This is a genomic window from Leisingera sp. M527, assembly GCF_025141525.1.
In the GTDB taxonomy this organism is placed as follows: domain Bacteria; phylum Pseudomonadota; class Alphaproteobacteria; order Rhodobacterales; family Rhodobacteraceae; genus Leisingera.
Window position 1 is genome coordinate 1,354,501 of sequence record NZ_CP081037.1, and the last position, 13,815, is coordinate 1,368,315.

Below are 13,815 nucleotides of genomic sequence, written 5' to 3' on the forward strand. Positions count from 1 at the left end.
TTCCGGTGAGGTTAGCGGGGGCGGCGCAGCTCGACAATGGATTTGCCGAGGCGGAAGGGGGCGGCAAAGCTGACAAGGCACAGCGCGATGATCTGCAGTACCAGGATATGGGCATTGGCCTGCAGGTATTCCCATTCGTCCTTCAGCTTGGACACATGGGTGATCAGGTCGTCATAGGCCCGCGCGATGATCAGGTAGTCGCCAGCGATGGCGGGAACCTTGCGGCGCATGTTGTCGACGGCGGCCTGGGCAGGGGCGTCGAGCGAGGTGAAGACCAGGAACGCTTCCGGGTTAAATGCGCTGGCCTTGGCTTCCATGTGTTTCATCTCGTCCATGTCGTCCCCGCCGGTGCCGAACAGGAAGTTGAGGCCCTGCAGCGGCGCCACCTCATTTGTTACCGCGATAAACAGCGGCAGTTCGGCGTTGCCTGCGGTGGAGGCAGAGAGGAATTCGACCTTTTCGCACAAGACCGCGATGTCGGCGTCATAGGCAGGGTCGCAAAACCGAAGGCGGAAGCGGGCGGCGTCGCGGTCAAAGGCGGCTGTGGCGGCATAGGCGATGTCGATCTGGCGTTCGAGTTTTGAGCTGTCGGCGGCGTAAATGCCGGAGATCACCGCCACCAGCGCGCCAAAGCCGCCAAGCACCACCCACACGAGGTCCGCCAGTTTCCAGGCGCGGTGGCCGGCCGGTTTGCGGAACAGGAAGATGGTGCCGATAAGGCCGGTGAGGAAGAACAGCAATAGCAGGGGCAGCTGGTTGTTTGCGATGAAATTCATGCCCGGTCTCTTTGCTGTGATTGGCTTGCCTAACCATAAGAAGAGAAAGGGGTTTCAGGCAACAGGCATCACGCAAGCGTCATGCCGCGGGCGGCGCGCATGGGTTTGGCCGGGCGGGAGGGGATCCCGGTCCGGGTGGAATGCTGTTCCGGGGGCCGGTTGGGCCGTTACTTGCTGTGGCCGGGGTGATCTGGCCGGGTAAGAAGTGGCGGCGCCGCCAGAGCCCGGATGGGCCAGTGGCGGAGGGCCGGATGGGGATCGCAAGACCCCATGTCCGCTTGAAAGCTTCCTGTTTGCGGAAAACCCCTGCCCCCGATGAGGGGGTGGTCCTGGCGGGTTCCCGTATCTCCTGTTGGTGCGGGGTGTCAGTCCGCACCGGTGTCGCGACACATTGGAGTATGGCTGAGCGGGGTTAAGGCGGGGAAAGCGGGGCGTGCGGTGGTTCGGGGTTTGGCGCAACAGTGAGCAAGCTGCCCGGAAACCATCCGGGGGATGGTTTCGCTTGCGAACGGGCGGAGCCCTGAAGACCGGGGCGCTGCACCTGCCTGCCTCCCAGGCAGTCGCAGACCTAGCGGCGGGATGCCTCCCCTCTCGGCGGCAAAGCCGCCTGCCGGGCAGGGGGCGGGAGTATTTTCAGAAAGGTGAATGGTAGGGCGGTGTGCCCCTTTGCATGTGGGGCGTCAGCCGTACGGCCCGCGCCTGACTTTACATCCGGGAGTTCGAACCGGTCCGCGCAGCGGCAAACGCTCCGGGAGAGCGTTTGAGGTTCGGACAGGCGGAGCCCTTCGCACCCAACAGTGTAAATCAAAGTACGGCGTTTGCAATATTCCACCTGGGACGTGGCGCGCAGCGGTACGGCCCGCGCCTGATTGGGCTCCGCCCGTTTCGACCTGAAACTGTCCCCCGGACAGTTTCAGGGACGGTCTCAACTCCCCCCGGGAAGGCGCTTAACACCTCCCCAAGGTCAGGCGCGGGCCTTGTTGTGTGGAAGGGTGGCAGGAAAGTTGCGTGCGGTTAAAGTGGAGATTGATCCAAAGTAGACTTTAGCTCTTTGGTAGAAGGGCCAACCTTCACAGGTCGCTTTTCGTCTTTCCTGTTGTAGTCTTTAATGTTTTTTAGGAGCAGGTGCGCTTCTCCATGTAGAGCAACCGCAGACTTGAAAAGAATCTCAAGTTTCTCAAGACTTACTGCTGCCGTATCGTCTAAGTTGTTTTGCGCCGTTTGGTGCCGCGAAAATAGCTCTTCGTACCTATTACGGAGTTCTCTTTTGGCGTGTTTAGGTGTGTTTGAAGCCAAAACACCTACTGCATTAGCCGCAAAAAGCCCCTCGTAAATCTCCTCAGACAAACCAATGCCGAGCAAACGGTTTAGAGCGGAGATATTTCTATTCTCGAGGCCGAGCTCGCTTCGGCAATCCCCAATAACATGAGAGGTTTCCGACACAAGCTTGTAGTACTCAATCCTGGTTTTGCGTGTTTCCTGATCAGCCATTTTATTGGTGGCATCGACTTGGGCTTTGTGTTGCAATACCGCAGCCTTTAACTCTCCTGATTGAACGGTAATGGCGGCACCTTGCTGGAAAAACCCTACGACAAGCCACAATAACGCCACAGGGCCAGCTAACCCAGCGAGGAAGTCGCCAAGTTCATTAAGGCTTAATGTTCCGCCAGCCTCTGCATATTTGGAAAACACTCCAGCAAACGTTCCAAGATATGCAAACGTAAGCCAGATATGCCAGTTTTGTTTTGTTGTTATCGTACAGAACTCAAATACTGATTTGACCCGAGCAACGAATCTACCCCTCAAACATCCAGCTCCTCCACGAACTTCGCGTTCTCCTGGATATACTGGTAGCGGAGCTCGGGTTTCTTGCCCATCAGCTGTTCGACCAGCTCGCCGGTCTCGCCCGGCTCGTCCTCGTCGATGGTGACGCGGATCAGCTTGCGGGTGGTCGGGTCCATCGTGGTCTCTTTCAGGTCCTTGGCGTCCATTTCGCCAAGACCCTTGAAACGGCTCACATCAATCTTGCCTTTGCCGCCCAGACCCTTTTCCAGCCATTTGTCGCGCTCGGCCTCGTCGAGGCAATAGACGCGGCGCGCGCCCTGGGTCAGGCGGAACAGCGGCGGGCAGGCCAGATACAGGTGGCCGCCGTCAATCAGGGGCCGCATCTGGGTGAAGAAGAAGGTCATCAGCAGCGAGGCGATATGGGCGCCGTCGACGTCCGCATCGGTCATGATGATGATCTTGTCATAGCGCAGATCGTCGAGGTTGAACTTGGTGCCGGTGCCGACACCCAGCGCCTCGCAAAGGTCGCGGATTTCGGCGTTGGTGCCGATCTTGTTGGAGGCCGCCCCCAGCACGTTCAGGATCTTGCCCTTGAGCGGCAGCAGCGCCTGATTGACCCGGTTGCGCGCGCCCTTGCCGGAGCCACCGGCCGAGTCGCCCTCGACAATGAACAATTCGGTGCCGGCGCGGTCTTTTGATGTGCAGTCGGTCAGCTTGCCGGGCAGGCGCAGTTTCTTGGTGGCCGATTTGCGCTGGGTCTCTTTCTCCTGCTTGCGGCGCAGGCGTTCTTCGGCCCGCAGGACAAGGAAGTCGAGGATGGCGCCGGCCGATTTGGTGTCGGCGGCCAGCCAATTGTCGAAATGGTCGCGGACCGAGTTTTCCACCATTTTCGAGGCGGACTCGGTCGACAGGCGGTCCTTGGTCTGGCCAACGAATGCCGGGTCGGCGATGAAGCAGGAAATCAGCGCGCAGCCGCCGGCCATTAGGTCGTCGCGGGTGATGTTGCCCGCCTTCTTGTTGCCGACCAGCTCGCCGTAGGCCTTGATGCCTTTGAGGATCGCAGCCCAGAAGCCCGCCACATGCGTGCCGCCTTCGGGCGTGGGGACGGTGTTACAGTAGGACTGGGTAAAGCCGTCGCGCGAGGGCGTCCAGTTGATCGCCCATTCGACATAGCCCGGCGCATTGAATTTCTCGCGGAACTCGACCTTGCCGGCAAAGGGCGCGTCTGCATAGACCGAGGATTTGCCCAGGACTTCGCTCAGGTAGTCGCGCAACCCGCCGGGGAAGTGGAAGGTGGCCTCGGCCGGGGTTTCACCGTCGTCAATGTGGGTTTTCCAGCGGATTTCGACGCCGGAGAACAGATAAGCCTTGGAACGCACCAGGGTCATCAGGCGCTTGGGCTTGAACCGGTGAGAGCCAAAGATCTGCTCATCCGCGTGGAAGGTCACGAAAGTGCCGCGCTTGTTGGGGGCGGCGCCGATTTTTTCGACCGGTCCCAAGGGCAGGCCGCGGGAGAAGCGCTGCTCGAACAGTTCCTTGTTCTTGGCCACTTGCACCACCAGCGAATCCGACAGCGCGTTCACCACCGAGGAGCCGACGCCGTGCAGGCCGCCGGAGGTCTGGTAGGCCTTGCCGGAGAATTTGCCGCCTGCGTGCAGGGTGCAGAGGATCACCTCAAGCGCGGATTTATCCGGGAACTTGGGATGCGGGTCGATCGGGATGCCGCGGCCGTTGTCGGTGATGGTGACGGAATAATCCGCGTTCAGGGTGACTTCGATACGGTTGGCATGGCCCGCGACGGCCTCGTCCATCGAGTTGTCGAGGATCTCGGCCACCATGTGGTGCAGCGCGCGCTCATCGGTGCCGCCGATATACATGCCGGGGCGCTGGCGGACCGGTTCGAGGCCTTCCAGCACCTCGATTGAGGAGGCGTCATAGGTGTCGGCTGCAGGCGTGCTGAGGAGGTCGTCGGCCATGTGCGGAAACTGCTCTTCCTTGGTGTTGATTGGGAGGCATTATGGCAGGTGTCGGGGCCGGGTGGAAGAGGGGCGCATGGGGCTGTGGATAAGGCGGCCGGGGCGGGCGGAGAGCGGTTGTTTTCACTGCGCCGAAGGTAAGTTCCGGTTATCCGCTTGCGTCGATATTTCCCGTGCAGGGAAACAGCCTGCGAGTTAAACCTTGGCCAACGAATGGCATGAGGAGGGCCGCCAAGTGGCTGACAAGGGGATCAAGACGCAGGACTGGGCGGCGTTCCGGGCGGAGGCGCAGCGGATGCTGGAGGCGGCGCTGGACCAGATGGAAGAGGCTGCGGAGCGCCCTTGGCAACCGGTGCCCGAGGATATTGATGCGCGCTATGCGGTGACGGCACAGGCGCGGGGGCCGCAGGAGGCGGTGGACCGGATCATCCGCGACGTGCTGCCCTATCATGGCGGCAATACCCATCCGCGGTTCTGGGGATGGGTGCAGGGATCGGGACTGGCAACGGATCTGATCAGCTCAATGGCGGCGGCGGCGGTCAATGCCAATATGGGCGGGCGCGATCACGGTGCGAATTATATGGAGCGCGCCGTGGTGGACTGGACCCGTCAGAAGATGGGGATGCCGGACAGCGCCAGCGGGCTGCTGGTGACCGGCACCTCGCAGGCGACGGTGATTGCCTTTCAGGCGGCCCGGCTGCGGGTACTGAAGGATTTGCGCAAATCCGGCCAGGGTGACGCGCGGTTGACGGCCTATGCGGGCGAGGGTGTGCATAATGCGACGCTGAAGGCGGTGGAGCTGCTGGGCATCGGCTCGGACAATCTGCGCCGAGTGCCCTTGGCTGGCGGACAGATCGACTGCGCGGCATTGGCGGCGATGGTGGCGCAAGACAAGGCTGCCGGGGCGGTGCCGTTCCTGGTGGTGGGCACGGCCGGATCGGTGGATCTGGGGCTGTATGATGATCTGAATGCGCTGGCCGATGCGGCGGCGGATCTGGGGCTGTGGCTGCATGTGGACGGGGCTTTCGGCGCCTGGACGCGGATTGCGCACGCGCCTTGGCGGTCGTTGTCCGACGGGATCGGACGGGCCGACAGCATTGCGCTGGATTTCCATAAGTGGATGTATGTGGGTTATGATTGCGGCATGGCGCTGCTGCGCAACGAAGATGAGCACCGGGCGGCGTTTTCGGCGCGGCCATCCTATCTGGAGGGGGCCGAGCGCGGGCTGGCGGGCGGTGAGCCGTGGTTCTGCGACTACGGCATTGATCTGAGCCGCGGCAATAGGGCGTTAAAGGTCTGGACCGCGTTGGAGACCTATGGCGAGGCGGCGTTTTCGGAAGCCATTACAGGGAACTGCGAGCTGGCGGCATACATGGCGGCGCAAATTGAGGCGCAACCCGATATGGCACTGGGGGCGCCGGTGGTGTCGAATGTCTGCGTGTTCACCGCGCGCAGCGATCTGGAACCTGAGGCGCAATCCGAGGTCAACGCGCGGGTTGCCCAGACCCTGCAGGAAAGCGGCGAGGCGGTGTTTTCCACCACCCGTTCGCAAGGCCGGGTGATGCTGCGCGCGGCAATCACCAACCACCGCAGCCGCGAGGCGGATGTGCGGGCGGCAATCGCGGCAGTGGCGCGGGAGGCTGCCGGTTAACTCGGCGGATCGGGGGGGGCTATCGGCGGGCTCTTGCGGTTTTGGGTTGCAAGAAGGGGCGCTGCCCTCTTGGCCTTCCGGCCTCACCCCAGGGTTATGCGTAAGACATTGCCTCTATTTTATCTTCTGAGAAGATGATGCCGGTCGGTTTCCCGGATGGCCATTCGGGAAGCTGGTGGCGGGCAGGCCAACCCGAGGAAGACCTGCTCAACGGTCGCAAAATATCTTGCCGCCCGTCACATCTGTCCGGCCATCCGAACGGCAGAAGGGCCTTCGCGGCCGAGCCTAATCAAGGATAACGACATCAGCAGTAACTTCAGCGAGGCAGACCGCACCAACGTCATTGCATTCGAAGTCCCGAAGGCCAGTCTGACGGTGCATAGCTTGCCCGATGATCGGCAGGTGACAAGTCCCAACAGCGTCACGGCCATCAAACGGTTTCTCAAGACAAGAGGAAAGGCGGCATCCCATTTGTCGTTTGCGAGGCATCTGGAGGCTATGAACGGCACGTTCTTCAGTCCTGTGTCGATCTGGAGCTGCCTGTCCATCGCGCACATGGCACACGGACACGGTACTTTGCGAAGTATCCCGGATTGTCAGCCAAGACAGACCAGGTGGACGCAAGAATGCTCGCACTCTTTGCCGCAAAATCAGAGGATCTGCGCCTTTGGCAGCCGCCTGGGACGGAAACAGCCGAGCTACGTGGGCTACGGCGGCGTCGCGATGGCCTGGCCCAGATGATCCGCAAGGAACAGAACCGGCTAATCAGGGCCGTTGAGCGCTCCTTGAAACGCCATATCCGCGCCCTGACCAAAGATATGAACGAGCTGGATGAACAAACCGGCAAGCTGATATCATCAACACCCGGGTTTCGGAGCAAGTCGGACTTGCTGAAATCCGTGGTCGGTGTAGGCTCCGAAACGGCTGCGGCGTGCTTAGCATATGTGCCTGAGCTTGGCTCACTGACCAAGGGTAAAGCAGCCGCCATCGTTGGACTTGCGCCGCAGGCCCAAGATTCAGGGACGTTGAAAGGCCACCGCCGCATTTCCGGGGGCAGGCGCGACGTCAGATCCACGCTCTACATGGCCGCTCTGTCAACGCAGCGATACGATCCCATGATGCAATCATGCGCGCGACGCTTACGTGAACGTGGAAAGCCCGCAAAGGTCGCGATCACGGCAATCATGCGCAAGCTCATCGTCATCATGAATGCGGGGTTGAAGACCGGCGAACCTGCGCGACGGCCCGTTCCAACTGACGATTACTAACCTTCGAAACCACGGCTGCCAACTGGTAGGATGCCGGACCTTCCGGACTTTTGCCCGTGCGGCTATTGCCCATGCAGAAAACCTTCGCTCTTGCGGCAGGGTTTTGCGGCGAAGCAGCGGGTTTTCTGATTGCGGATGAAGTGGATGGCTCCTGCTCCACCGGCGTCGCAATGCACCATAGTGCAGTTGTCATGAACTGCTAGGAGAGGAACCACCCAATGACAGTTAAAACCATAAGTCTCGATCTGGCCAAGAATGTTCTTCAGGTTCACGGAGTTACCGAGACAGGCCGCAAGATTTTCTATCGCAAGATAAAGCGCGCCAATCTACTGGCATTTTTTGAAAGCTTGCCGCCATGCATGGTCGGCATGGAGGACTGCGGTTCTGCCCATCGCTGGGGGCGCGAGTTGCGCAAGCTTGGCCATGATGTCCGGCTGATGCCAGCGACTTACGTCAAACCTTATGTGAAGCGGGGAAAGGCCGATGCGGTGGATGCCGAGGCGCTCTGCGAAGCCGTTCGTCGCCCGAGTTTAAGCTGGTCCGCGCCAGCGGATTGAACGATCCGGGGGATCGTTCAAAGGCGCAGAACGAGATTTGCCGAGATCAAGACGGAAGACCAGCAGGCGCTGCTGGCGGTCCACCGCACCCGCGAACTCGTTGTCCGCCTGAGAACTCATGTCGCGAACATGATCCGCGGCCTGTTGCGCGAATTTGGGCGTGTCCGACCAACCGGTGTCGAGGCCGTGACCGCCTTTTCCTAACGCCATCTCGAGGGCGTTCCACCCGACATGCCCGAGCTGGCGAATGGAGTCCTCGGTACGCTGTGCTACCAATTCCTCGGGCTCAACGCCCGCATTGATGGCTTCACCAGGTTGATCTAGAGCCACTGCCAACGAGATGCCGATCCGCGACGGCTGATGCAGGTGCCGGGGATCGGTCCGATCACGGCATCCGCAATCGTGGCGACGATCGGCGATGCCAAACAGTTCAGAACCGGACGCGATCTGGCCGCCTGGTTAGGATTAACCCCGCTCAGTAAATCCAGTGGCGGCAAGGAGAGGTTCGGACGCATCACCAAGAAGGGGAACCACTACATCCGGAAACTCCTGATCTTTGGCATGCCATCCCGCGCGCTGATGGCCAAACGGAATCCTGAAAAGGTCGATCCCTGGACCGCTAAAATTCTGGCCGGAAAGCCGGTTCGGCTTACGACTGTTGCCATGGCGAACAAGGCGGCTCGTGCAATCTGGGTAATGCTGACGCGACTGGAAAATTACCGGCAGCCGGTCGCTTGACCGGATAACCTGCCAGAGGTGCAAGACGAATGACGTGATGATGCGGAATCAAGTCAACCAAGAGCCAGGACACTCCGGGAATGGCAATGACCCCTTGAGGTCGTTTTGCCGATTGGAACTTCGCTTGCGGAAATCATCAGGGCCAGTGGGAGATCGCCAAGCGAACAGGCCGGACAGACGACTGTACTGACCAAACCGCCGCAGAAATCGTCAAAATATGTCTTGCTATGCAGGAGCCATCCACAGAAGTCATTCATCGGCATAAATTTCGGCCAAATCCAATCCGCCCTTTCGCCGCGACCAGGATCGACCATCGAGGAGCGGGACTTGGTGCATTTGCTGCAAATGCGTCAATGTCTGCAAAGGAGAATTTTATACAAGCGGCTACGCTGGCAATCGTTGCTTCTTGCGCCAGGCAGCAGGGGTCACTCCGTAGATTCTTCGAAACTGGCGTATGAAATGGGTCGTGTCCTGCCATCCGATGTGTGGCGCAATTTGATCGACGGGAATGTCGGTATGTTGCAAGAGTTGCGCGGCCTTGGCGAGGCGGGCGGAAGTGATCCATGTGCCGACCGTAAAGCCAGTATCGGCTTTGACGACGGCCGCGACATGGGGCGCGGTTCGGCTAACTGCGGAGGCCACATCGCTGAGGGAAATGGGGGAAAGGCTATGCCGTTGAATGTAGCGCAGTGCGGCGGCGACCAGCGGCGAGCGTTGCGTATCCTCATCCGCACTTGGCATCGCCCGTGACACCTCTGAAAGAATTAGCGTAATCAAGCTGCGTTGCACGTCTGCGGTCAGCTCGTTTTGCCCTTCGGCTTCGCGCGCCAAGGTTTCAAACCAGAGCTGCAGGCGTGCCTGTGCCGCATTCTCCAGGTGGATCACCGGGGATGCCCCAAGGCGAACCTCGGCAAAGGGACGCATGACCGCCTGCTCCTCATCAAGCCCAAAGCCGCCAGCAGAAAACCCTAGCAGCCAATAATCGAGATCTTCACCTGCCAATGGCCGGTGCGGCACACCGGCGGGAACAATCGTCACGCTTCCCGCCAAGGATAGCGTTTCGTATCTTTGCTCCATTGTGAACCAACCCTCACGGGCAAACACCAACCCATGTTCGGCGTGAACGGCGACGGGCGCCGGCTGTGTGCTGACGCCCGTCTCGTGAATCACATAGCAGGAGGGATGCGGCGGTTCGGGCTGCTTAAGATCTGTCATGCACAAATCCCGAATATCATAAGATCAGCCGATAATACCCGAATCCACGCTCTCAAGCAACGACGCCAGCGGGACTATGTTGGGCCGACGAAACCATCAGCATAAACGGATCCAGACATGGCTAGCCAACACTACGACCTCATTATCATCGGTGGTGGACCCGCCGGACAATCCGCCGCTTTGATTGCTGGACGCACCCGTATGAAAACCGCCTTCATCAACGCGGAAAGCCCCGGCAACTTTGTGACCACAGCCTCGCACGGGTTTTTGACCCGCGATGGTGCCCACCCAAGCGAGCTATTGGCAGTGGCCAAGGAGCAGCTGCGGAAATATCCAACCGTCAACTACATTGCCGGTAAGGTTTCTGAGGTCGCCCGCTTGGCCGGCGGATTTTCGGCGACGACAGCGCAGGGTGTAACGATGACCGCGACCCGCATGCTGATTGCGACGGGTCATCGGGACCACCTCGACCAGTTGGACTTACCCGGTATCGAGGACGTCTACGGCAAATCGGTTTACCCATGCCCGTTCTGCGATGGGTACGAACATTCCGACGAAGCGTTGGCCATTTTCGGCCACGGCGCAATCGAACATTTTGTGCCGATGATGCGGATTTGGTCGCGCGATATGATCGTGTTCACCAACGGCAATCCATTGGACGCCAAGGTGAAGGCAGAGTTGCAGGCCAAAGGCGTGCCGGTCGAAGAAGCCGGGGTTGCGAGCTTGCGGTCAACAGGCGGCACGCTCACCCATGTCGTATTGGACGACGGCCGCGAGATTGCGCGGCAAAGCGGGTTTGTCGTCGAGGAATTCTCTTCGCCCGCGACTGACTTTGCGGTGCGTCTGGGGGTTATCGCGAACGAAGAGAACGATTGGGGTATGTCCGAGCTTGCCGGTGCGAACGGCACGACTAATATTCCAGGTCTTTACATCGTCGGGGATGCGCGGATGGGATTCGCGGGTATCGCGGCAGCGGTTTCGGAAGGCGGGTTCTGCGTAGAAATGATAGCCCATGAGGTCGCGATGGAACGTTGGGCCGTCCTGCTGGAGGAATCAAAGTGAAGGAAAAGACAAAGGCGCTTTGGGAAAAGCAGGATCAGCATAAAGGCGACCGTTGGCGGCTGTTTCAAGCGGTGAGCGCGGCGGTGCCTGCGCGCCGTGTGCTCTATGCGGGCAGCTACGTCGATGTTGCGCCGTCCTTTGTTTATGACGATGTGACCTATGCGGACATGGACAAACGGGCGGCGGCGTTTTTTGCTGATACTGGAGGTACGCGACAGATCATCTGCGACCATGGAGGCAATGTGAACGGGCGGGTCGCGTTCGTGCATGGCGACTACGCCGCACTTGATTTGCCGCCCGAAAGCTTCGATCTGCTGATCTCGCTCTATGCGGGGCTCATATCAGAGCCCTGCGGCCGTTTGCTGCGCATCGGGGGGCATTTTCTGGTGAACTCAAGCCATGGGGATGCAGCGCTTGCGGCGCTCGATCCACGGTTCAAGTTGGTTGCGGTCGTCACCTCTGCAAGCGGTTGCTACGAAGTCACCGATCAACACCTTGACAGCTACATGGTGCCGAAAAAGCCGCAAACGATCACCCGTGACAGCCTGATGAAATCAGGACGCGGCGTTGCTTATACCAAATCGCCATTTGCCTACTTGTTCGAAAGGGTGCTGTGACTTGCCAATCGATAAGCCGATGATGAAAGCAGCCGTTGGCCGCGCCACAGAAAATTTGCAAAGTGGGCTCTGCTCCCGCTTTTGTGGCGTTTTGCCTGAACGCTAGCTATGGAAGCGTCAATGCCGGGACATTGAATGAAGCCGCAGCGTCTCAGGTATATAGTCTGGCAGGCGCACGGCAGGTTCCAATCCGCCCTCAACCTTTTTCACGCCTCACTGGCAATGTGCTGGCCAACAAATAGGCGGGCCAATTTCCCCTGTACCAGCAGCCGCAGAATTACGGGCAGGAAGGGATCACTCTGGACCGCTCCATCCTGGCGGATTGGGCTGGCCGTTCTGCGGCGCGGCTGGAATCACTGGCCGGAGTCCTGCCGGACAGGTTAACCGTCAAAGGAGCTCATCGGTCAGGTGGCCCGGAACTGCCGATTCCCATTGCCCTTGGTCCCCGGCCATCCTTATAGCGACGCCGCTGCGCGGCTGGCCTGATCGTAGTAGCCCGATAAAGTGCGCAAGCTGCGGGCAATCTCGCGCAGATCTTTTCCTGGAAGATCGACGCCATCCAGCCCGTCCAGGAGGCATTGGCGGCGGACATCGCGATAGGCAGCACAAATCACGGCGCCCTCAGGGGAAGTGCGGTAGAACACTTCCTTGCCGCGTTTTTCAGAATCCAGCAGCCCCGCCTTGAGCAGCTTGCGCAGCCCGTAGTTCACCGTGTGGCTGTCCTCGATGTTCAAAAGGAAGCAGATGTCGGACAGGCGCTTGTCCTTGCTGCGGTGATTAACGTTGTGCAGGATCAGGATTTCCAGCGGGCTGAGGTCGGGCTGGCCGGCCGCGGACATGCAGCGGGCGGTCCAGCGCGAAAATGCATTGAAGGCGACGATCAGCCCGTATTCCAGTTCCGACAGTTCCCATCCGTCGCCCTCTGCCAGATGGCGGGAGGAGACGATTCGGCGGCCGTCCGGTTGGTTCTCAGCCATCTTTAGCTCCTTCATTATTGATAAAACCCCGGTGTTTTACCTGCTTGAAGCTATAAAAATGCAAAGTATCAGCAAGATCAAGCGAGCAGGGGCCCATTTTGGCATAACGTTGACAAATTGTCAGCGTTATGAGTATAAATAGACAACAAACCGCATTGGGAGGAAAAAATGCAAATCACACGTATTCTGGGCAGTGCCGCCGTCCTTGCTGCCGGGCTGTCGGTTTCGGTGCAGGCCGCAACCTGGGACATGCCGACGCCTTATCCGGACGCCACGTTCCACACCAAGAACGTCGCTGAATTTGCCAGCGACGTGGCCGAGGCCACCGGTGGCGGGCTGGAGATCAAGGTCCATTCGGCGGGTTCCCTGTTCAAGCATCCCGAAATCAGCAAGGCGGTGCGCAGCGGCCAGGTGCCTGCGGGCGAGTTCTTCCTGTCGCTCTTGGCCAATGACAACCCGGCGTTTGGCGCCGACTCGCTGCCGTTTCTGGCGACCAGCTACGCCGAGGCCGAACGGCTGTGGGCGGCGCAGAAGGACGTGATCGACGGGCTGCTGGACGAACAGGGGCTGATGGCGCTGTACGCTGTGCCGTGGCCGCCGCAGGGACTGTACACCACCAAGGAAATCAACAGCGTGGACGATCTGGCCGGGCTGAAGTTCCGCACCTACAACGCCACGCTGGAGCAATTCGCCAACCTGGCGGGCGCCGCGCCGACCCAGGTTGAGGTTCCGGATATTCCGCAGGCCTTCAGCACCGGCCGGGTCGAGGCGATGATCACCTCGCCCTCCACCGGCGTGAACTCCAAGGCCTGGGATTTCCTGACTCATTACACCGATATCCAGGCCTGGATCCCGAAGAACATCGTGGTGGTGAACAAGCGTGCCTTCCGCCGCCTGGATGAAGCCACTCAGACCGCCGTTCTGGAAGCCGCAGCTGCGGCCGAGGCACGCGGCTGGGAGATGAGCCGGACCGAGACCGCCGAGCAGGTCGGGGTGCTGAAGGAAAACGGCATCACCGTGGCCGAGCCGTCGGAGGAGCTGATGGAAGGCCTGCGTGCCATTGGGGCGCAGATGCTGGAAAACTGGAAGGGCGAGGCCGGTGAGGCCGGCGCCACCCTGCTGAACGCTTATCAGCAGTAACTACAACACGGCCGGACGCCGGCAGCGGCGTCCGGTCTCCTGGGGAGGAGGAG

12 protein-coding genes and 1 pseudogene are annotated in these 13,815 nt (G+C 60.1%); 8 read left to right on the forward strand and 5 right to left on the reverse strand.

Annotation, left to right across the window (positions count from 1 at the left end; genetic code table 11):
* Window positions 1-11 precede the first annotated feature (11 nt).
* From K3555_RS06765 to parE, 3 genes are all read right to left on the reverse strand, one after another.
* Window positions 12-776 carry a hypothetical protein gene (locus tag K3555_RS06765; protein WP_259991323.1) on the reverse strand — a complete coding sequence of 255 codons (765 nt, stop codon included), beginning with the start codon at window positions 774-776 and terminating at the stop codon, window positions 12-14.
* 1,014 nt (window positions 777-1,790) lie between these two features.
* Window positions 1,791-2,468, reverse strand: a complete 678-nt coding sequence (locus tag K3555_RS06770) for a hypothetical protein (RefSeq protein WP_260007874.1) — start codon at window positions 2,466-2,468, stop codon at window positions 1,791-1,793.
* Between the two features lie 110 nt (window positions 2,469-2,578).
* Window positions 2,579-4,537: a DNA topoisomerase IV subunit B gene (gene parE, locus K3555_RS06775; protein WP_260007876.1), complete on the reverse strand. Its 1,959-nt coding sequence runs from the start codon at window positions 4,535-4,537 to the stop codon at window positions 2,579-2,581.
* A gap of 235 nt (window positions 4,538-4,772) precedes the next feature.
* Between parE and K3555_RS06780 the strand changes: the two genes are divergently transcribed.
* From K3555_RS06780 to K3555_RS24805, 4 genes and pseudogenes are all read left to right on the forward strand, one after another.
* Complete coding sequence (locus K3555_RS06780; RefSeq protein ID WP_260007877.1) at window positions 4,773-6,188, forward strand: pyridoxal-dependent decarboxylase; 1,416 nt, start codon at window positions 4,773-4,775, stop codon at window positions 6,186-6,188.
* Between the two features lie 464 nt (window positions 6,189-6,652).
* Window positions 6,653-7,456 (forward strand): transposase, encoded by an 804-nt coding sequence (locus tag K3555_RS06785; RefSeq protein ID WP_260008505.1) that lies wholly within the window; start codon window positions 6,653-6,655, stop codon window positions 7,454-7,456.
* 218 nt (window positions 7,457-7,674) lie between these two features.
* Window positions 7,675-8,172: pseudogene (locus K3555_RS24795) on the forward strand (hypothetical protein); the annotation flags it as partial.
* A 201-nt stretch (window positions 8,173-8,373) separates the two neighbouring features.
* A complete protein-coding gene (locus tag K3555_RS24805; protein ID WP_311200028.1) occupies window positions 8,374-8,751 on the forward strand; it encodes a transposase in 378 nt (125 codons plus the stop codon).
* Window positions 8,752-9,135: 384 nt separating this feature from the next.
* On the opposite strand, the gene K3555_RS06795 is transcribed toward K3555_RS24805, so the two are convergent.
* The gene (locus K3555_RS06795; RefSeq protein WP_260007878.1) at window positions 9,136-9,966 is read right to left on the reverse strand and encodes an AraC family transcriptional regulator; all 831 of its coding nucleotides are present in this window, start codon (window positions 9,964-9,966) and stop codon (window positions 9,136-9,138) included.
* A 117-nt stretch (window positions 9,967-10,083) separates the two neighbouring features.
* Between K3555_RS06795 and K3555_RS06800 the strand changes: the two genes are divergently transcribed.
* The 3 genes from K3555_RS06800 (at window position 10,084) to K3555_RS24965 (ending at window position 12,106) form a co-directional block, all read left to right on the forward strand.
* Window positions 10,084-11,028 carry an NAD(P)/FAD-dependent oxidoreductase gene (locus tag K3555_RS06800; RefSeq protein ID WP_260007880.1) on the forward strand — a complete coding sequence of 315 codons (945 nt, stop codon included), beginning with the start codon at window positions 10,084-10,086 and terminating at the stop codon, window positions 11,026-11,028.
* On the forward strand, window positions 11,025-11,645 hold the full coding sequence (locus tag K3555_RS06805) for a class I SAM-dependent methyltransferase (protein ID WP_260007881.1): 621 nt from the start codon (window positions 11,025-11,027) through the stop codon (window positions 11,643-11,645). Before K3555_RS06800 ends, K3555_RS06805 begins: the two co-directional genes overlap by 4 nt.
* Before the next feature lie 311 nt (window positions 11,646-11,956).
* Window positions 11,957-12,106, forward strand: coding sequence for a hypothetical protein (locus tag K3555_RS24965; RefSeq protein WP_409201692.1), 150 nt, complete (start codon window positions 11,957-11,959; stop codon window positions 12,104-12,106).
* Here K3555_RS24965 and K3555_RS06810 read toward each other — a convergent pair.
* Complete coding sequence (locus K3555_RS06810) at window positions 12,101-12,622, reverse strand: winged helix DNA-binding protein (RefSeq protein WP_260007883.1); 522 nt, start codon at window positions 12,620-12,622, stop codon at window positions 12,101-12,103. The genes K3555_RS24965 and K3555_RS06810 overlap by 6 nt on opposite strands.
* Before the next feature lie 168 nt (window positions 12,623-12,790).
* On the opposite strand from K3555_RS06810, the gene K3555_RS06815 reads away from it, so the two are divergent.
* Complete coding sequence (locus K3555_RS06815) at window positions 12,791-13,762, forward strand: TRAP transporter substrate-binding protein (RefSeq protein ID WP_260007884.1); 972 nt, start codon at window positions 12,791-12,793, stop codon at window positions 13,760-13,762.
* Window positions 13,763-13,815: the final 53 nt, after the last annotated feature.